The sequence below is a fragment of the Aeromonas sp. QDB63 genome, from assembly GCF_027707425.1.
GTDB classification, from domain to species: Bacteria; Pseudomonadota; Gammaproteobacteria; order Enterobacterales; family Aeromonadaceae; genus Aeromonas; species Aeromonas caviae.
Map to the genome: position 1 here is coordinate 26299 of NZ_JAPCIS010000011.1, position 19812 is coordinate 46110.

The 19812-nt window shown below is 62.3% G+C and carries 14 protein-coding genes and 1 pseudogene; 5 read left to right on the forward strand and 10 right to left on the reverse strand.

All coding sequences use genetic code 11. From position 1 onward, the window contains the following. Positions 1–4 precede the first annotated feature (4 nt). From glpQ to tyrA, 3 genes are all read left to right on the forward strand, one after another. Positions 5–1087 (forward strand): glycerophosphodiester phosphodiesterase, encoded by a 1083-nt coding sequence (gene glpQ / locus PG879_RS09635; RefSeq protein ID WP_216944024.1) that lies wholly within the window; start codon positions 5–7, stop codon positions 1085–1087. A gap of 368 nt (positions 1088–1455) precedes the next feature. After that, positions 1456–2529 carry a 3-deoxy-7-phosphoheptulonate synthase gene (locus PG879_RS09640; RefSeq protein WP_216944025.1) on the forward strand — a complete coding sequence of 358 codons (1074 nt, stop codon included), beginning with the start codon at positions 1456–1458 and terminating at the stop codon, positions 2527–2529. 118 nt (positions 2530–2647) lie between these two features. Continuing rightward, positions 2648–3787: a bifunctional chorismate mutase/prephenate dehydrogenase gene (gene tyrA / locus PG879_RS09645; RefSeq protein ID WP_010674237.1), complete on the forward strand. Its 1140-nt coding sequence runs from the start codon at positions 2648–2650 to the stop codon at positions 3785–3787. A 114-nt stretch (positions 3788–3901) separates the two neighbouring features. Here tyrA and hdfR read toward each other — a convergent pair whose 3' ends face one another. From hdfR to PG879_RS09695, 10 genes and pseudogenes are all read right to left on the reverse strand, one after another. Beyond that, on the reverse strand, positions 3902–4777 hold the full coding sequence (gene hdfR / locus PG879_RS09650) for an HTH-type transcriptional regulator HdfR (protein WP_039038620.1): 876 nt from the start codon (positions 4775–4777) through the stop codon (positions 3902–3904). After that, positions 4777–5133, reverse strand: coding sequence for a DUF413 domain-containing protein (locus PG879_RS09655; protein ID WP_010674239.1), 357 nt, complete (start codon positions 5131–5133; stop codon positions 4777–4779). Before PG879_RS09655 ends, hdfR begins: the two co-directional genes overlap by 1 nt. Positions 5134–5424: 291 nt before the next feature. After that, a complete protein-coding gene (eco, locus tag PG879_RS09660) occupies positions 5425–5907 on the reverse strand; it encodes a serine protease inhibitor ecotin (protein WP_010674240.1) in 483 nt (160 codons plus the stop codon). Positions 5908–6101: 194 nt separating this feature from the next. Next, complete coding sequence (locus tag PG879_RS09665; RefSeq protein ID WP_010674241.1) at positions 6102–6659, reverse strand: Lcl C-terminal domain-containing protein; 558 nt, start codon at positions 6657–6659, stop codon at positions 6102–6104. Then, positions 6656–8014: an Lcl C-terminal domain-containing protein gene (locus PG879_RS09670; protein ID WP_216944026.1), complete on the reverse strand. Its 1359-nt coding sequence runs from the start codon at positions 8012–8014 to the stop codon at positions 6656–6658. Before PG879_RS09670 ends, PG879_RS09665 begins: the two co-directional genes overlap by 4 nt. A 50-nt stretch (positions 8015–8064) precedes the next feature. Further along, the gene (locus tag PG879_RS09675; RefSeq protein ID WP_270830068.1) at positions 8065–10476 is read right to left on the reverse strand and encodes a proprotein convertase P-domain-containing protein; all 2412 of its coding nucleotides are present in this window, start codon (positions 10474–10476) and stop codon (positions 8065–8067) included. A gap of 29 nt (positions 10477–10505) precedes the next feature. Beyond that, positions 10506–12548: pseudogene (locus PG879_RS09680) on the reverse strand (prolyl oligopeptidase family serine peptidase). After that, positions 12548–14686 carry a TonB-dependent hemoglobin/transferrin/lactoferrin family receptor gene (locus PG879_RS09685; RefSeq protein WP_372587712.1) on the reverse strand — a complete coding sequence of 713 codons (2139 nt, stop codon included), beginning with the start codon at positions 14684–14686 and terminating at the stop codon, positions 12548–12550. The pseudogene PG879_RS09680 and the gene PG879_RS09685 overlap by 1 nt, the downstream one beginning before the upstream one ends. A 279-nt stretch (positions 14687–14965) precedes the next feature. Further along, entirely contained in the window at positions 14966–16813 is a 1848-nt protein-coding gene (locus PG879_RS09690) for a DUF3413 domain-containing protein (protein ID WP_010674246.1), read from the reverse strand. Positions 16814–16856: 43 nt separating this feature from the next. Further along, positions 16857–17084, reverse strand: a complete 228-nt coding sequence (locus PG879_RS09695) for a YejL family protein (RefSeq protein ID WP_039038627.1) — start codon at positions 17082–17084, stop codon at positions 16857–16859. A 73-nt stretch (positions 17085–17157) separates the two neighbouring features. Here PG879_RS09695 and yejK point away from each other — a divergent pair, with 73 nt between their 5' ends. Then, positions 17158–18207, forward strand: coding sequence for a nucleoid-associated protein YejK (gene yejK, locus PG879_RS09700; RefSeq protein ID WP_039038628.1), 1050 nt, complete (start codon positions 17158–17160; stop codon positions 18205–18207). A gap of 395 nt (positions 18208–18602) precedes the next feature. Further along, complete coding sequence (gene malE / locus PG879_RS09705; RefSeq protein ID WP_041212786.1) at positions 18603–19784, forward strand: maltose/maltodextrin ABC transporter substrate-binding protein MalE; 1182 nt, start codon at positions 18603–18605, stop codon at positions 19782–19784. The last annotated feature ends 28 nt before the right edge of the window (positions 19785–19812 follow it).

Below are 19812 nucleotides of genomic sequence, written 5' to 3' on the forward strand. Positions count from 1 at the left end.
CTTGATGAAGCAACCTCACCGTACCCTGATAGCCCTTGGCCTCGGGGTCGCCCTGGCGCTGCCCGCACTGGCGGCCGACGAAGGCAAAATCGTGATCGCCCACCGTGGCGCCTCCGGTTACCTGCCGGAACACACCCTGGAGTCCAAGGCCCTGGCCTATGGCATGGGGGCCGACTATCTGGAGCAGGACCTGGTGATGACCAAGGATGATCAGCTGGTGGTGATGCACGATCACTTCCTCGATGGCATCACGGACGTGGCCGAGCGCTTCCCCGGCCGGGCCCGCCCGGACGGACGCTACTATGTGGTGGATTTCACCCTGGACGAGGTGCGCTCCCTGCGCATGACCGAGCCGTTCCAGCTGGTGGACGGCAAGCAGGTGCCGGTCTATCCGGCGCGCTTCCCGTTGTGGAAGTCCAGCTTCAGGATCCACACCTTCCAGGAAGAGATCGAGATGATCCAGGGGCTCAACAAGAGCACCGGCAAGCACATCGGTATCTACCCGGAGATCAAGGCTCCCTGGCTGTTTCGCCACGAAGGCAAGGACATCTCCAGGGCGGTGCTGAACGTGCTCAAGGAGTACGGCTACACCAGCAAGAGTGACAAGGTCTATCTGCAGTGTTTCGATGCCAACGAGCTCAAGCGCATCAACGGCGAGCTGATGCCCGCCATGGGCATGGATCTCAAGCTGGTGCAGCTGATGGCCGAGACCGACTGGAACGAGACCATGGTCTACGATGCCAAGGGCAAGGCAACCCCCTATGACTACGACTGGATGTTCAAGCCGGGGGCCATGAAGACCATCGCCACCTATGCCGAGGGAATCGGTCCCTGGAAACCCATGGTGGTGACCGAGCCGGGCACTCCCGGCAAGCCGGTCTTCACCGGCATGGTGAAAGAGGCCCACGCGGCCGGTCTCAAGGTGCATCCTTATACCTTCCGTCAGGATGAGGGGCAGATCCCGGCCTATGCGAAAGACTTCACCGACCTGCTCAACATCTTCCTCTACCAGGCCGATGTGGATGGGGTATTCAGCGACTTCCCCGACAAGGCGGTCGAGGCTATCAAGGCCCACGGCAAAGAATAAAAGAAGAGCAACACGGGAATGCAAGCGGGGCCAGGTGCCCCGCTTTTTTGTGCCCGGCGTCATCGCCGGGATGAGGGGCCGGATAAGGGGCCATGAGAGGGGGCAGAGAGATGATATTGAAATGGATGAGTGTAACCTAATGTTTACGATTTGGGGCTGGTTTTGCCTCGCGAGTCGCTACTTTTGAGTTGTTTCACTCTGCATTCTTGGTCATTTATCCATCTATCAGCGTGCTAAGACGCTAGTTTCACTTGATTGTTTGTTTTTCCTTGGTAAGGTGGGGGCGGTTGCGTAACAAAGCGCTGACTTGTGTAAATAAAAATGAACGGTCAGCGCCCTTGGCTTTAAACAGTAGAGAGAATGAGAAGATGCAAAGAGATCCCCTGAACAACATCCATATCCAGTCCGAACAAGTGATGATCACGCCTGCCCAGCTCAAGGAGAAACTGCCCATCTCCGATCGCGCGCTGGCATTCGTGCAAGGGGCCCGCAATACCATCGCCGACATCATCCACCGTCGCGATCACCGCTTGCTGGTGATCTGTGGTCCCTGCTCCATCCACGACATGGACGCCGCCAAAGAGTTCGCAACCAGACTCAAAGCGCTGCATGACGCCTATCAGGACTCTCTCTACATTGTCATGCGGGTCTACTTTGAGAAGCCACGCACCACGGTCGGCTGGAAGGGCTTTATCAACGATCCGAACCTGGACGGCACCTTTGACGTGGAGCTGGGTCTGCACCGCGCCCGCGAGCTGCTCTGCTGGCTGGCCGAGCTGGAGTTGCCGCTGGCGACCGAGGCGCTCGACCCCATCAGCCCGCAATACCTGGCGGAGCTCTTCTCTTGGTCGGCCATCGGTGCCCGCACCACCGAATCCCAGACCCACAGGGAGATGGCCTCCGGCCTCTCCATGCCGGTCGGCTTCAAGAACGGCACCGACGGCAACCTCGGCACCGCCATCAATGCGCTGCAGGCCGCTTCCAGTCCTCATGCCTTCATGGGGATCAACCAGCAGGGTCAGGTCGCGCTGCTGCAGACCCAGGGCAACCCGGATGGTCACGTGATCCTGCGCGGCGGCAAGCACCCGAACTACGACTCGGTCAATGTATCGCTGGCGGAAGAGGCGCTGGAGAAGGCGGGCCTGCTGCCCGGTCTGGTGGTGGATTGCAGCCACGGCAACTCCAGCAAGGATCACCGGCTGCAGCCCAAGGTGGCCGACAACGTCATTCACCAGATCCAGGAGGGCAACCGCTCCATCATCGGGGTGATGCTCGAATCCAACCTGTTCGAAGGCAACCAGTCCAGCGAGCAGCCCAAGTGCGAGATGCGCTACGGCGTCTCCATCACCGATGCCTGCATCGACTGGGAGACCACGGATGCGCTGCTGGCCCGCTGCCACAGCCAGCTGGCGGCACCACTTTTGGCCAGAACATCGGCATAAGCCGTGGTATCTTGTTGTAACTGATTGAACCATCGAGGTATCACTGCCCACGCAGTGATACCTTGTTGCCTCTTGAATGACAGGGCGTCGCTGCGGGCGGCGCCAGCAGGGACTGGACATGGCGGAAGAGTTGAATGCCCTCAGGGACAAGATAGATGCGGTGGACAAGCAGCTGATTGATCTGCTGGCTGCCCGTCTCGCCCTGGTGGGGGAAGTGGGGGAAGTGAAGAGCCGGCACGGCCTGCCCATCTACGCGCCGGATCGGGAGGCGAGCATGCTGGCCCGCCGCCGCGCCGAGGCCGAGGCACTGGGGGTGCCGGGGGACCTTATCGAGGATGTGCTGCGCCGGGTGATGCGCGAGTCCTATATTCTGGAGTCCGCCAGCGACAAGGAGCACCACTTCAAGTGCATGAAGCCTGAGCTCGGCAAGGTGGTGATCATCGGTGGCCAGGGGCAGCTTGGCCGCCTGTTCGGCAACCTGTTCAGCCTCTCGGGCTACCGGGTCGAAACCCTGGGTCAGGCCGATTGGCCACGCGCCGACGAGATCCTGCACGGCGCCGGGCTGGTGATGGTGGCGGTGCCCATCGACGTCACCTGCCAGGTGATCGACCGGCTCGGCAACCTGCCGGCGGACTGCCTGCTGGTGGACGTGACCAGCGTCAAGAGTGAACCGCTTGCCCATATGCTGGCGGTACACCAGGGGCCGGTGCTGGGGCTGCACCCCATGTTCGGGCCGGACGTGGCGAGCCTCGCCAAGCAGGTGATCGTCTGCTGTCAGGGGCGCGAGCCCGCCGCCAGTCAGTGGCTGTTGGAGCAGATGACCATCTGGGGGGCGCGTTTGCAGCAGGTGGAGGCCAGGGCCCACGACGAGGCGATGACCTTCATTCAGGCGCTGCGCCACTTTGCTACCTTCGCCTACGGCTGGCACCTCTCCCGGGAGCAGGCCAACATCGACCGCCTGCTTGCCTTAAGCTCTCCCATCTACCGGCTGGAGCTGGCCATGGTGGGACGGCTGTTCGCCCAGGATCCCCACCTCTATGCCGACATCATTCTGTCGTCGCCGCAGAATCTGGCGATGATCCGCCGCTATTACCAGAACTTCGGCGAGGCGCTGGGTCTGCTGGAGCGGGGGGACAGGGAGGGCTTCATCGAGGCCTTCAGCCAGGTCTCCGGCTTCTTCGGCGAGCGGGCGGAGGAGTTCCTGCGCGAGAGCCGCACCCTGCTGGCCCAGGCCAACGACCGTCGCCATCACGGCTGATGCACAAAGACATCCATACAAAAGGGGCCTGATGGCCCCTTTTTCATGTTGTTTGTGCTGCACCGATAACCACGGCAGATGAAAACACAGGTCTGGGCGTGAAATCGCCCTGTTTCATTCGGCAGGCGGTTGACGCAAGTCGGCGTCATGCCAGCCCAGCGGCAGGGTCAGCAGCTGATCGATCAGCTCCCGGCGGTCGGATTTCTCCAGATAGGCGAGGTAGAGCGGGCGGCTCAGGGATTGGCCCCCTTCCACCAGATGAAGCTGCCCCTGCTCCAGGAAGGGGCTCACCATGCGCCTTGGCAGGTAGGCGGCGCCGCCGTTGGCCAGCACGAATTGCAGGGCCATGCTGGCGGAGCTCGAATGCAGCACGGGGGTCTTCTGCAGGCTCTGCAACCGGCTCGATGGCGGTTCGAAGCTGGTGCCCCAGTCGAGATGAATGTGGGGCATCTGCATCAGGCTGTCGGCGTTTGCGGCTGGCTCCCGGCTCACCAGTTCGAATACCAGCTCGCCGATGGGGTGCAGGGCAATCTCGTCGATCTTGGTCGGCTCGGAGAGCAGGGCCAGATCGAGGGAGCGCTCCAGCAACTGGCGACAGAGGTGCTCGCGGGAGGCCGTTTCGAGGCGCACCGCGAGGCCGGGGGCCAGGGCATAGACATGGTTGAGCCAGTCGTTGAAGTCGAGCTCCCAGAAGACGGCGGGGGCGCCGATGGCAAGCTGCTGGCTGAAACCGGGGGAGAGGGCCACGTCCTGCTTGGCGCGCCCCAAAGTATGCAGAATGGCGTCTGCGTAGGGCAGCAGACGCTCACCGGAGGCAGTCAGGCGGATGTTGTTGCGATGACGGGCAAACAGGCTGACCCCGAGTTGCTGCTCGAGCTGGCGGATCCGGAAGCTCACCGCCGACTGGGTCAGGTAGAGATTTTCAGCCGCCCGGCCAAAGTGCCGGGTCTTGCTGACCTCGATGAAGGTCCGAAGCAGCTCGGTATCCATTAATCGAGGGACTCGTCGCTGCCGCCACCGCCGCCTTCAAAGCTGCCACCCGCATCTTCATTGGCGCCGCCTGCGACGGTGCACAGACGGTGCACGCGCTTGGGACCAATCACCTTCAGGTATTTGAACCACACCTTGGCGTGGGGGTTGTTGCCGGCTGCGCCGGATTTGACCTGTTCGATAAAGGCACTTTCTACGTCATCGCGCGGGGCCAGGTTGCCCTGATAGAGCGCCAGCATCACGGTGCCATATTTTTCCAGACTGTCCGCTTCGGCCACGGTGAATTCGCCACTGCGACGCAGGCCACGGGGAAAATGTTTGAAGTCGTTGAAACGCTTGTCTGATTCGAAGCTCATAGTGCTCTTGTTCTGGTTAGTTTGACCTTTGCGGGCAAGTATCATCAGGCCGTCGCAGAGTGCAAAATCAATTTTCTTACTATGTTAATAAATATCTTTTATCGAACAGGGTTTGTCGCATCCCGAGGGGGCATTTTGCGGTGCGCTGCACAAAAAAGCCTGAAAAATAGTGGAGTTATGTCAGATTTTGTACAGGAAAAACCGCTCAAGAACGGGCTCGGAAGCTAAAAATAAGGCGCCGTATGGCGCCTTTTTATCATCATGACTGAGCTGAACCCGAGTGCGCGGCACTCACTCAATCATGGCTGGCTGTGCCAGGTTGTCGGCACGCCACAGACGATAGCGCACCTCGTACTCCTGGGGCACATAGATGACGAAGGGCAGCTTGGAGTTGTAGTTCACGAAGAAGCCCTGACCGTAGATCTGGACGAAACTCTCCTTCTTCTGGCCGTCTGGGCAGGCCATCAGGGTGCTGACGGGGCCGGTGACTTGGCCCAGGGTCAGGTAGTTGTAACCCCAGCCCTTGACGCTGTGCTGTTCCAGATTGCCCGCGAAGCGGGGCAGGTTGCAGTCGACCAGCATCTTCTTGCCGACTTGCAGTTCGACCATCATGTCGGCTTCGTTCTCGACTTCCGGCAGACGGATCACGACACGTTCCTGGTTCACTTCGGCGGCGGGGAACATGCTGATATCAAATTTTTTCGGTTCGGCGGCGAAGGCATGGCCACCCAATAACAAGGCGCCCAGCAGGCTAAAACGCAACACGGTTTTCATCTGTACCTCTTGGGATTGGTTCAACGCCGCTAGACTAACCGCTCTGCCGGTTTCATGCCAGCGCTGCGGCGTGCAAAACCGCTCTGAACAGGCATCACATGACGCAATTTGATGCTTTTTTGACGGCCAGGGTCACCCTGGCGCTTCTTGCCTCGTGTCAAGCAGGGGGCCGGGTGGCCCCCATGGTCAGGCTGTCACCTCACCAGCAGAACCTGTTTCGCCCAAGAGCGGGGGGCGCGCTGGGCGACGGAGCCGCTGGTGATGTCCAGGTAGGCGACGCCCTGAAGGGCCGGCACCGGGGTAGAAGACCAGAGATAGACATAGCCGTCATTCACCTCCTTGCCATCCCCGGCCATGGCGCGGGGGAAGATGGTTTCGTTCAATGCCGGTTTGTAACAGGCGGACTCCAGAATGCTGGCGAGCTCCTTGATGGTGGGCAGGCGCCAGTCGTGATGACCACCAAAGCCATACAGGGCATGGCTCGGTTCGGTACGGATCCGTTCCGCCGTCTGCAGTGCCTGTTGCCAGTAGAGGCGGGTGGGTTCCCCCTCGCAGCTCTGGTTGCGCCAGGTCTGGCCGAGCTGGCAGCGCATCCAGGTCAGACCGGTGCCCCTGTCGGTGACGGTGCCGTTGCCGTGATCCTGGAAACGGGCGGTGGGGCTGGTACGGGGTAGGGCGTCGTCGCAGATGGCGATGGCCAGTGCCAGGGGGCTGCACAGGGTGAGCAGCAGGGTCAGAAGATACTTGTTCATCGGGTTACCTCGGCCACCAGGCGCAGTTGCAGACCGTTGGCGTCATTGCTGTTTTGAACTGGGGTGGGATAGTCGGCACCGGCGTCCTCGCCGAGGAAGATGTGGGCGATGGCGCTCAGAGGCGCGCTCTCCAGCCGGCGGGACGGGGTCAGGGTCTGGCTCCAGTAATAGCCATCGAAGCCATTGAGTCCGGTGCCGACATCGGGGAAGTAGCGCACATCCAGGGTGACGAGCTGGCCATCCTGGCGGGCGAGGGAGCCGTAGTGCTGCAAACTCATCAGCTCACGGGCGTGGGGCAGGCGCCAGTGGGTGATGCCGCACAGTTGCTGTGCATTGAGCCACTGACGGTACTGCTCCGTGGTGCAGATGGCCTCCCCTTCGGGGCAGGCGTAATCCCGCTCCTCCTGGGTCGGGTGATATTCGTCGAACTCCCAGGCGAAGGTGCGGTGCAGATCCCTCGGACTGTCCGGATCCGCCAGCTTCTTCTCCCAGACGAGGCCGGTATTGAGATCCTCCACGCACTCCCAGTTGGGGGCGTTGTCCGCCAGGGGCTGCCCCTTGCCATCCAGCTTGCGATAGCGCAGGGGCGCCTGGTCCAGGCTCGCCTCCTGGCCCGGGTGATCCGCAGGCTCCTGGTCGAGCAGATAATCCACCCCGTCCGTGTAGGTGGTGACGCCGCTGGCGGTCACCAACGCCCGGGGTTGCTGCTGCATCAGCACGGCGGCGAGTCTGGCCTGCTGGCTCAGTAGCTCGGGGCTGGCGGCAAAGTGCCGGGCGAGCTCGGGCAGCAGGGTGACAAGGCCTTGCCAGATCTGCTGACGGCGTTCGCTGGCGGGCAGGGTGGCCTCGTCATCGAAGGCGGCGAGGGCCAGCTCGGCGAGGGCGCGGTTGAAGTCGCCCAGCTGCGCTAGGGCCGCCAGATCTGGGCCGGGGTGAAGGGGCGCCAGGGCGAACAGCACGTCCGTCAGGGCCTGAGCCGGTGGCAGCCCGTCCGAGATACGCGTCTGCAGCAGGGTGCTGAGGGGGCTGGGGGTGAGGTGCTGGTTGTCCTGACGCGCCGCCGGGTGGGCCAGGGGCAGGGCGGCGGGATCCGCCGGAATGAACAGCAGGGGAGTGGTGAGCAGATCAGGGTGGCGCCGGGTCAGAGTGTGGGCACCGGCCTCGCCGCTGACGGCGGGCTCATTGGCTTCGCAGTCGTCGTTCTGGTTCAGGTTGATGCACAGGGTGCCCGCAGCGGGCAGGCTGACCGTCAGGCGGTAGTCCGGCGCGGTCAGGGGAGCCTCGTCCGAACCGCCGCCACAGGCGCTGAGCAGGGGGGCCAGCAGGCAGACGATCGGGGTCATTCTCATGGTCATGGTGTGTCCTTGGAGGGGCCTTGGCCCCTCTCTTCTTTATATAGGGAGAGTCAGAGGCGACGCAGACGGCGCCACAGGGCCAGCGGCAGCAGCCAGAGCAGGGAGAAGGTCCCCCCGCCACTGCTGTCCGAGGTATCGAAGCGGATGATGCCGTCATCCGGCACGGGCACGGTGTTGCCGCACTGGGCGCCGGTACGCTGGCTGATGCTCCACCCGTTCAGGAAACCCTGATTGCCCGGTTTGCTGTCCACCACCTCCAGGGTCCAGCGACCGGCCAGGGGTTCTCCTTCGAAGGCGCTGAAGGGTTGCAGGGACTGCAACTCGGTGGGGAAGACCCCTTTCAGGCTCGGCAGGGGGCTGTAACCCTTGTCCCAGATCTGGACCCGGGTGCCGGCGGGGGAGCTGAGCCAGATCTCCAGCTCATCCAGCGCCTCGTGCTGCAGATCCAGGCTCAGTTGCAGCCTGTCGCTCACACGGGCATCGCTCTTCTCCAGCAGTAGGCTGGTTTCGCTCAAGCCGCGCACCTCCTCGCTCTGGGCATCGTTCAGTCGCTGTGACCGACCACTGGCCCGGCTGATGACGGGGGTGCCGATGGGCAGGGTCAGGGATTGCTGCCACTGGCGCTCGGTGGGGCTGGTACCGCTCATGGCGAGATTCACCGAGAGGCTCGCCTCGTCGCCGCAGGCGAGCGGGCTCTGGGCCAGCAGGCGCAGGGTGGTGGTCATGCTGGCACCGGCGGCCAGGGTTGCTGGTTGCCAGTTGTCAGGATCGGCCTGCAACCCGGTTGGCAGGGTGAGGGCCAGCTCGTTGAGGGTCACTTCCCCTTTGCCCGGGTTGCTGAGGGTCAGCTGCACCGACTGGCGCTGCCCCAGCGGGATGGCGCTCCCCTCGGCGAGGGCGATATAGACGGGAGCTTGCAGCAGCCCGTGCTGACGAAATGCCTGCTCAAGCAGACGGGCATAGGCTCGCGTCGGGTAGAGACGGGCGGCGGTATCCACGGTGATCCGGGCCAGTTGCGGCATGCGAATGGCCGGCCCCAGGCCGAAGTGGGATTCGATGATGACGCGATCAAACTCGTCCCTAGCCGCCTCGCCGTGCTCGGCCACCGCCGTCAGCAGGGCCTGGAACAGCGGGGTGCCCCAGAGCTGATCCCCGTTGCTGCCGTTGATGGTGCGGTGGGCGGGGTAGCGGTAGTCCGGATGGTAGCGGGCGCGCAGATCGTCGAGCTGGCGCGGGGTGCGGTCGGTGAAGCGGGCATCCCAGTTGAACACCATGGCGGGTTCGAACTGGCGACCGGCTTCGCTGCGCTGGCGATGACTGGCGGCCAGGTAGTCGCCAAAGCCCTCGCCAATGGCCCCCCAGTATCCCTCTTCCCCGAGATCCGGCAGGATGTGGTGCTGCACCCCGTGGCCGAACTCGTGCCAGATGACCATGGGATCCTCGGCATCGGGCACGCCGCTGCGACCCAGCTCCAGCCTGCGTTCGAACGGATCGTAGAGGGAGTTGTCCTGATAGCCCGCGTCCGTGTCGATGCCGAGTGCCCCGGGGATGAGATCGGTGAAGCCGAGCGCCTTGAGGTGGCGCTGGGCGAGATCCAGATGGTAGTAGGCGTTGATGTCCGCAAAGCCGCGATCGTCCCGGGTCAGGCGAAAACCCTGCACGTCACTGCTGCTGTAGGGGGCCGATTCGGGGGCCATGGCATCCACCACCCTGGCATGGGGGCCGCTCAGGCGATACTGCCCGGCTTGCAGGCTCACCGGCAGGGGAACCGGATCCTGATAGGCGGCCTCTGCCAGCACCAGCGTGTCGTGCCAGACCAGGCTGGCGTCCTGCAGGCGGGTGCGGGGATCGGGGTCGAACACCCTGGCCTGAACCTGCATATCGCCAGCGTCGGCGACATGCAGAGGGTGGGTAGTTGCCTGATCCCCGAGACGGCCAAGCTCCTGCTCCCCGTCGCAACGGGCAAACAGCTGCACCTGGCTGGCCTTGGCATTGCCTGCCTTGTGCTCGCGCACCCGCTGGCGCAGGGCAGGCACCAGGGTATCACCGTCTCGCCAGTACCAGGCTTCAACCGGCCCCAGCGTCTCTATCTGGTTGCCGTCGGTGCGCAGGGTGGCGAGCAGGGGATCCAGGGTGCCGCTGGCATCGCAGCCGGGCGCTGTGCTCTGCAAGGGGCGCAGGTTGTGGTAGAGGCGCCAGGGGCGGCCGTCCCCGTCGACACTGACTGCGGCCTGGGTGGCGGCCACCGGCAGGCCGTTCACCAGCTGGCGAAAGCTGTAATGGTGGCCGAGCAGGCTGGCCCTGTCGTAATCGGGGGCGAGGAGCACACCGAGGCGCTGCTCGAGCCAGCGCTTCGGCGTCGTGGTCAGGGGTGGTTCATCGACAAACTGCAGATCGGCCGCCAGCAGCGGTGATGAGATCAGGGTTGCCACCAGCCAGAGGGCCAGAGAAGAGGGTTTCATGGTTCACTCCAGAAAAAGAGGGCAAGGTGTCAGTGATTGACGCCCGCCAGGGTGAGCAGGAAGGCAAACTCCTGCGCCGCACGCAGCGCCGCCGTTCGGGGGGCGCCCAGATGGCCGCCGTCGAGTTCGGTGCGCAGCAGATAGGGGCCTGTTCCCGTGCTATGGGATCGCAGGCGGGCTATCCACTTGAGGGGTTCCCAGTAGGGCACCTGACTGTCGTGCAGGCCGCCCGTCACATAGACGGGGGGATAAGGGGCCTTGTGCAGGTTGTCGTAGGGGCTTAGGCGGCGCATCGCGGCATAGTCACCCGGGATGGCCGGATTGCCCCACTCGGCGTACTCCTGCCGGGTGAGGGGTAGCTCGGGATCCTGCATGGTGCCCAGCAGGTCGACGAAGGGAACTTGCAGCACGGCCCCGGCGAAACGGGTGGGCGCCTAGTTGAGTGCCGCTGCCACCAGCAGGCCGCCGGCGCTGCCGCCCATGGCAAACAGCCGGGCGGGATCGATGGCGGGATCCCGTGCCAGGGCATCGGCCACGGCGAGAAAATCATCCACGCTGTGCTGTTTGTCACGGCCACGACCCTCCCGGTACCAGGGTTCGCCGAGCAAACCGCCCCCGCGCACATGGGCGATGGCGTAGACAAAGCCGCGATCCAGCAGGCTCAGCACCCGGGGCTGGTAGTAGGGACGCATGGGGGTGCCGTAGGCCCCATAGCCGTAGAGCAGCAGTGCCCTGGGGTGGGTAATGCCCTTGCGCCAGACCAGGGAGACAGGCACCTTGACCCCATCCTTGCCCGCGATCCAGCGTCGCTCGCTCTGATAGGGGGAGGTGTCCCTGCTCTCGGGTGTCCCCTCCCAGGCGCCGGAGGCGAGATCCAGCCAGCGCTGGTGAGGTGGCTCGGCCATCCCCTGGCGGCGAATGAGCACCTTGTCGCTGGCCGGTTGCTGGCTGCCCTGGATCCAGGCCGTGCCTGCGCCATCGGTGAGCGGCAGGCTGTGGGTCAACGCACCCTTGGCATCCAGCACATCGAGCCAGTCATCCCCTTCCTTGCGGTATTGCAGCACGGTGTGCCGGGCAAAGAGGCGCCACTTCTCGAGTTCCCGGCCCTCGCCGGACCAGAGCCGTTGCCACTCTCCCTTCGCCACCAGGCTCAAGTCGGCCACCTGATAGAGGCCGAGGGCGCCGTCCCGGTTGCTCTTGAGCAGCACCCTGTCCCCCTGGGTATCCAGGTAGTACTCGAGGCCGCGCTCGCGCCCCTTGAGCAGGTCGGCCCGACCCGCGTCCAGCAGGTATTGCTCGGAGCTGTCGTGGTTGTTGCTTTGCAGCACCAGGTGGCGGCGATCCGTGGTGTGATAGAGGCCGAGCAGCCAGGCGGGATCGCGCTCCTCATACACCAGGGTCTCCTTGCCATCCTGCCAGGCCAGCAGTTGCCAGGGGCGCAGGGTCTGGCGCTCGTTGGCGAGGGTGTAGAGGGTCTTGCCATCCAGACTCCAGAGCAGATCGCCGGCGCGGTGAGGCAAAGAGGCCAGTGTCTCGCCACTCGCCAGATCCAGCAGGGTGATGCGGTAGTCCCGATCTCCCCTGCGGTCTTCGGCCAGGGCAAGCAGTTGCCCGTCCGGGTGCAGGGCCCAGGCGGCGAGCTCGTAATACCCCTCGGCAGGTTGGCGGGGAGCCAGCCGCTTTCGGGGAGCGTCATTGGCGTCGCTGCGTTGCCACAGGCTGCCGTCCGCCTCCATGCGCCACTGGCTGCCAGCCTGGCTCAGCCAGTCGTCCGGCACTGGTTCGCCCCGCTCCCGGCCCTGCCACTCCGTCTGCAGGCGCTGCACCAGTGGCGCCTGGCCGGCGAGCTGCTGCTCGGTCCAGCGGTTCTGCTCGCGCAGCAGCGTCAGGAGGGCGGGATCCTGGCGGCTGTCGTCACGCCAGCCACCATAGGGATCGAGACGGGCTATCTCCCCCTTCATCAGTTGCGGGCGCTCGGGGATGAGGGGCGCGGCCTCCAGGGTTGCCTCAGGCAGGGGAGAGGCGGGGGCCAGCGTGGCCAGCAGGCTGGCCAGGATCAATAGGCTGTGCATCAGATCCCCACGAAGGTGTAGCGCAGGCTGGCACTCAGGGTGCGGCCGCTCTGGGTGAAGAGGGAAGCATCGGTCCCGGCTTCCAGCCCGGCCACATCCTGATAGCGGGTATAGCGGGTGTCGAACAGGTTGTCGAGCTTGAGGTTGACCTTGAGGGAGTCGGTGACCAGCCAGTCGGCCGTCAGGGCGAAACTGAGCCAGCCGGCACTTTCGAGGCAGTCCCCCTGGCGGCCGGTCAGGCTGTTGCCGCAGGTGGGCACCCGGTTCATGGCGGCGGCATAGTCCGCCTGAATGCCCAGACTCCACTCATTGGCCTGATAGCTCAGACGGGTGTTGCCCTCGAGGGGCGTCAGGGTGCGCAGCGCTTCACCTTTGTTGTCCTCGCCATCGACCCAGCCGAGCTTGGTGGCGAGCTCCCACTCCTGGGTCAGCCAGTAGCTGGCGGCGAGTTCGGCCCCCCAGGTTTCGGCCTTGGCGACGTTGCGATATTGGCGCAGGATGACGCCATCGCTCAGGCGCAGCCCCACCTCGCGCCAGTCGATGAAGTTGTAGTAACGGTTGTAGAAGAGCGCTGGCTTGATGCTCCAGTTGTCCCCCTCGCCACTCAGCCCCCACTCGATGCTGTGGCTGGTTTCCTCCTTGAGCCCTGTGTTGGCGATGATCTCGAAGGGCGGCAGAGCAAAGTAGTGGGGGATGTTGCCGTACACCTTGTCGTAGGAAGGCGCTCGGAACCCGTTGGCATAGCTGAGCCAGCTGCGCCACTGGTCGTTGAAGCGGTAGCTGGTGGCCAGGCTCGGGGAGAGGTGCCAGCTGTGGTTGCTGTCGTGGCTGCCGTCCAGCGGCGTGAGCCACTGGTGATCCATGCGCAGGGTGGGGGTGAACTGCCACTGGCCCAGGCTGGCCACGTCGCCGAGCCAGACTCCGGCCCTGTCGGTACGGGCGCGGCTGAAGGGGGCGGACTGGCCGGGTTGGGGAATGCCGGCCTCCAGACTCAGCTTCTCCACCGGCCGCTCGTGGGTGGTGCGCTCCAGCTCGATGCCGTAACTGAGCTGATGGGAGATATGCCCGGTGGCGAGATCCCGGCGCACATCCAGCTCGGTACCGATCCTGTCTTCGGTGAAGGTGGCGAGTTCCCGTTCGCTGCGATAGCGCGGATAACCGCTCAGCAGATCGTTTTGCAGCAGGCTGCGCTTGTTGGCGGTGTTTTTCGAGTGATTGCCGTAGGCACTCCAGGTGAGGCTGTCGGCCAGTATTGTGTCGAGGTTGCTCGCCTCCCAGGCCAGCTTGCCCCCCTGGGTGCGTTGGCTGCCCTGCTCGTGGTACTGGCGCACCTGCCACTTGCCATCGGGCTGGGGCACTTCGCGCGGCCCCTGATCCCGCTCGGCGTTGTCCTCGAAGTAGTCGAGTTCGAGGCGCAGCAGATGATGTTCGTTCAGCTGGATGCGAGAGCTGGTGGAGGCGCTGAGGCCATCCAGAACCGCCGGGATGCGGCTCTCGTCGTAGTTGGCGGTCTCATGTCCCTGCCAGCCGGAGAGGCGCAGCAGGTGTTCGGTATCCCGTATCCGGGCGGCGCCGGTGGCGCTCAGCTTCTGCTTGTCACTGCTGCCATCGTGCAGCACCTTGCTGCTGAGATAGGCATCCTGGCCCTGAAGGTAATCTTCCGGCTGCTTGGTGCTGATGACGATGGTGCCGCCGATGGCATCGGAGCCATGGAGGGAGGAACCGGCTCCCTTGGCCACCTCTATCTGTTTGACGTCCTCGAGATCGAAGCTGAAGCGGCCCACCTTGTCGTTGAGGTCGTCGGCGCCAAAACCGTCGCTGACCCGCACCCCGTCCTTGATGATGAGCACCCGGTTGCCGCCCATGCCGCGGATGATGATGTTCTGGGGGCGGCCGGCGGAGCCGGTCACCGAGACGCCGGGTTCGTTCTTGAACACATCGGTGAGCTCGGTGGCAACCTGGCGATCCAGATCCTCCTCCGTGATGACGGTGATGGAACCCGACACGTCGGAGAGCTTCTGCTCGATGCGCTGTCCCTTGACCACGATGGTTTCGCGCCCCTTGAGTTCGGGGGGCATGTCCGTTGTGTCGACCCCGGCGGGATCGCTGGCAGCCAGCGCCGTACCGGACAGCAGCATGGGCCAGTAGTGAAGAAGTCGAATTTTCATATTTGAGAATAATTATCATTTAAGCCTGAGGGCGCGGATTATTGCAGAGGGAGTCAAGCAGATCAATAAATGACAATCATTATCATTTTGTTTTTATGATATTGATCGAATTGAATTTTTTGAGAGTTAAATCAGTAAGGTGGTGGCATACGTTTGCGAATGACGCCATGAGAAACAGGAGGACGGGTGTGGTGCGGGCAAGAAAAAGCCCGCCATAGGGGCGGGCTCAAGGAGGTGGACTGGCGCAGATCAGGGGGCGCGATAGAAGCGATTGAGCTCGTTCATCACCTGGATCAGGGTGCCCATGTCCGGGGTGCCGTGCTTGATGGGGCGATAGGTGTCACGGTCCAGCAGCTCGAAGTCCCCCTGCTTGTTGAACTGGGTGATGGTGTTGCCCTGATAGATGGCGAAGTCATTCTGATCCCCCGCCAGCAGCCAGGTGCGTGTACTGGCTTCGAACAGGTTGCGCCCCGTGCTGTAGTCACGATAGGGGTTGCGTACACCCAGCATGTTCTTCATCAGGGTCGGTACCAGATCCAGGTGGCTGCTCGCCTGCGCCTGGGGCGCAGGTTCGGCACCAGGCCAGGCCAGCACCAGGGGGACCTGCACCTGATAGGTCGAGTAATTGCTGCCATAGCCCCAGCTGTTGCTCTGGGTCTCGTTGAACTCCTGACCGTGGTTGGAGGTGACCACGACGATGGTCTGATCATCAAGCCCCTGCAATTGCAGTTGGGTCAGCATCTGCTCCAGCAGTTGATCGGTATAGAAGACCGCGTTCTTGTAGCGGTTCTCCAGCTTCTGCAGGTTCTCGGGCCGATAGGCAGTGGCCGGGTTGAAGCGGGTCAACTCGGGCTGGAAGGGGCCCTTGATGCTGGCTGGCACCTGATAATCCCCCGGGCTAGAGAGATAGACCAGAGAGAACCAGGGTCTGTCCGCGGTGCGCGTGCCAAGCCACTGCTGCCAGTCATCGATGAGCCTGCGGTCATCGGTCTGGCGGGAGACGAAGACCTGCTTGCGCAGACCCGCAAGCAGACTTTGGCGATACTGCTTGGCATCTTCCAGTGCACCGAACAGGCCGAACTGGTAGTCCTGACGCAGCATCTCGTCGAACAGCACAGGGGGGCGCTTGTCGGCCCGGATGTCCCCGTAATAGTGGCCGGGCAGCCCGTAGAAGAGGCTGAACATCCCCATGGCTTCATCATTGCCACCACTCATGTGCTGGCGGAAATTGAAGTGGTTGTCCGCGTAGCGTTGCAGATTGGGCATGTTGATGTTGTTGAGCATGTCGGCTCGCAGGGAGTCGACCACCACCACCAGCAGGTTCTTGTGATCGCTGGGTGCGCTCACGCTGAGGGGGCGCAAGGGATAGAGCAGACGGTGCTCAGCGCTTCCCTGATCTTCGGCCTTCTTCTCATACTGCTCGAGGTCGAGCCAGCCATGCTTGGCCAGGAAGCTCCTGGCGGTCATGGGGTAGGAGAGGGGGAAGTTGGCCCGCTGCATGGTGATGGGTTGATACAGGGTCGCATCCGCCCAGCTGTTGACCAGATGGGTCAGGATGAAGCAGACCAGCAGGGCCAGTCCCACCTGATTGCCGTACTGGCGGCGTTTGCGCTTGTTGATCTTGCGCCACACATAGGCCGACAGCAGCAGTTGCAGCAGGAAGATGGCGGGCACCGCCACGAAGATGATGCTCCAGATAGAGCCCTCTTCGGTCTGCGCCTGATCCAGCAGCAGTTGCCACACCTGGCCATTCAAGTGGAACTTGAACAGCTGGAACACCTGGGTGTCGATAAGCAGCAGCACCAGAGCCAGGGTGGCGATGATGGATGAAATGAAGCGCAGCGGCTTCTCCCTGGGCAGGATGAAGCTCAAGGGGAAGATGGTCAGCAGATAGGTGACGAAGCTCAGGAACGAGAAATGACCTATCCAGCTGATGACGAGATAGGTCACGCCGAGCGTGGTCGACGGCCAGCTGATGGCGCCCAGGTAACGGGTCGAGATCAGCATGGCCAGGATGATGTTGAAGAAGGAGAACCAATGCCCCCAGGTGATCAGGCGAGAGACATTATCGCGATAGGGGTTGCCGGTTTCGACCATAATGATCCATCTGCTTGAAAAACATCAAAGAATGCGAAGAAACTCAGTGCGCATCGTGGCGATGGCCCACCGAGGCGGTGAGTGCCTGGATGAACTTCTCGGTGATCGCCTGGCGCTGGGCCGGGGCCATGCCGTTGATGATGTTGGTGGTCAGGTTGCCAAGGACCATCAGACTGAGATCCACCGGTGCCTTGTGTTTCTCCAGGGCGGTGATCAGGTCGTTCATCAGGGCGTCAAACTGCTCGTTATTGTACTTTGATACGATCGGCATAATCTTGGGTTCACCTCGGTTCAAAGCGCCTTATAATACTTCACCCTTTCGGCTAACACTATGGCTTTGTGACATGAGTCTCGATATCGACAAGATCATTCTTCACTCCCTGCGGGCGGGCAACGATGGCCAGCCCCACGCCGATACCCGCAGCCAGACCCTGCCTGCCGACGAGGCGGTACAAGGGCTGATGGCGGAGCTGCATCGCATCTACAACGGCAAGGGGGGAAAGGGCTTTGGCTTCTTCGCCGATCCCGAGGCCGCCGTCGCCGAGCTGGCGGAGGGGGAAGACGCCCCCAAGCAGCCTTCCCCCGCCTTTCGCATCGCCCTGGAGCAGCTGCTGGCGGAGCAGACCGAGTTCGTCCCCTTTTCCGTCAACCTGACCCAGATGCTGGTCAAGCAGCTGGTGGAGCATGCCCTGGACGAGCAAGGGGTGTTGCTGATTGCCAAGTACAACTATGTGGGGGTGGATTACCTGATGATCGCCCTGCTGGAAGGCAAGGAGAGCGTCACCGTGAGCGAGGCGCTGGAGCTGCGCCACATCCAGTACCTGGATATCGGCAAACTCAATCTGGTGGCCCGCATCGATCTCACCGAGTGGAAAACCCAGGGGGATTCGCGTCGTTATATCACCTTCAGCAAGGGCCGGGTCGGTCGCAAGCTGGGGGATTTCTTCATGGATCTGCTGGGGGCCCGGGAGGGCATGGATGCCAAGATCCAGAACAAGGGGTTGCTGCAGGCGGTGGACGATTACTGCGACAGCCGCCAACTCGAACCGGCCGAACGCAATGACTACAAGAAGCAGGTCTTCAAATATTGCACCGAGCAGGCCAGCGCCGGCGAGGAGATCGAGATCAAGGAGCTGTCGGCGGAATTGCCCGGTGATGGGGACCTCGATTTTTACAGCTTCATCGGTCAGGAGTACGAGCTGGAGGAGCGCTTCCCGGCGGACCGTTCCACCCTGCGGGGCTTGACCAAGTTTGTGGGCTCCGGTGGCGGCCTGACTCTGAGCTTCGAGCAGAAGTTGCTCAACAGCCGGGTCTTTTACGATCCCCAGACCGACACCCTGACCATCAGGGGAGTCCCGCCCAATCTCAAGGATCAATTGCTGCGCCAGTCGTAATGTGATCCAGCCGTCATTTCTTGCAAAAAGGCACCGGAGTCCGCTCCGGTGCCTTTTTATTTAAGGGGGTGATGTAGATGGAAACCACCTCAGTACTTTTGTTAACACATTGAACAAAATATCGGGAATGAAAGGGTTTTCAGTGGGGTGAAATCCCTTTCAATGACGTAAATTGATTTCCTTTCTGTAATTTAATTTCCATATCTTGGCAAAAATATGGGGATATCCCTTCCTAAGTCGCTGAAATAAGAAAATGTTTTCATAACTTTCTGGAAGAAAATACGTAATTGCATTTCAAAAATGCGAGGCGTGTCATGTGAGGCATTGACTGCTTGGGATAATATGCATCTGCACACAATGCTCTTACAGCGCGGAACTAATACAAGGAAAGGCTCATGAAAAAGAAATTGCTGTCATCCCTGATCGGTCTGGCTACCCTGGGCGTGGCCTGCTCTGCCACTGCTGCCATTGATGAAGGTCAGCTGACCATCTGGATCAACGGTGACAAGGGCTACAACGGCCTGGCCGAAGTCGGCAAGAAGTTTGAAGCCGAAACCGGCATCAAGGTCACCGTCGCCCACCCGGATCAGGTTGAAGTCAAATTCCAGCAAGCCGCCGCCACCGGCAACGGCCCGGACATCTTCTTCTGGGCTCACGACCGTTACGGTGAGTGGGTCAAGTCCGGTCTGCTGGTTCCCGTGACCCCGAATACCGCCACCAAGGCCAAGTTCGAGCAATTCGCCTGGGATGCCATGACCGTCGATGGCAAGACCTATGGCTACCCGGTCGCGGTAGAAGCCGTCAGCCTGATTTACAACAAGGATCTGTTGCCCAACCCGCCGAAGACCTTCGAAGAGATCGCCAAGATCGACGAAGACCTGAAGAAAAATGGCAAGCGCGCCATCATGTGGGCCTATGACACCCCCTACTTCAGCTACCCCCTGGTGGCTGCCAACGGTGGTTACGCCTTCAAGAAGACCGCCACCGGCTATGACGTCAAAGACACCGGCGTGAACAACGCAGGTGCCAAGGCCGGCGTCGGCTACATCTCCGAGATGATCAAATCCGGTCACCTGGAGAAGGGCATTGACTACGGTGTGATGGACGCCAAGTTCAACAAGGGCGAAGTGGCCATGATGATCAACGGTCCCTGGGCTTGGAGCAACCTGGACAAGAGCGGCATCAAGTATGGCGTAGCCCAGCTGCCGACCCTGAAAGGCAAGCCCGCCAAGGCCTTCGTTGGCGTACTGGGTGCCACCATCAACGCCGCCAGCCCGAACAAGGATCTGGCCATCGAGTTCCTCGAGAACTACCTGCTGACCGATGCCGGTCTGGCGCCGATGAACGCCGACAAGCCGCTGGGTGCCGTGGCCCTGAAGTCCTTCCAGAAGACCCTGGAAGCCGACCCCAACATCAAGGCCACCATGCTGAACGCCCAGAACGGCGAACCGATGCCGTCCGTGCCCGAGATGAGCCGTTTCTGGTCCTCCTTCGAAACCGCCCTCAAGAACATCACCTCTGGCCGTCAGGGTGTTGACGAAGCCCTGGATACCGCTGCCAAGCGTATCGTCCAGTAAGCATGCACTACCCGGGAGGCCTTCGGGC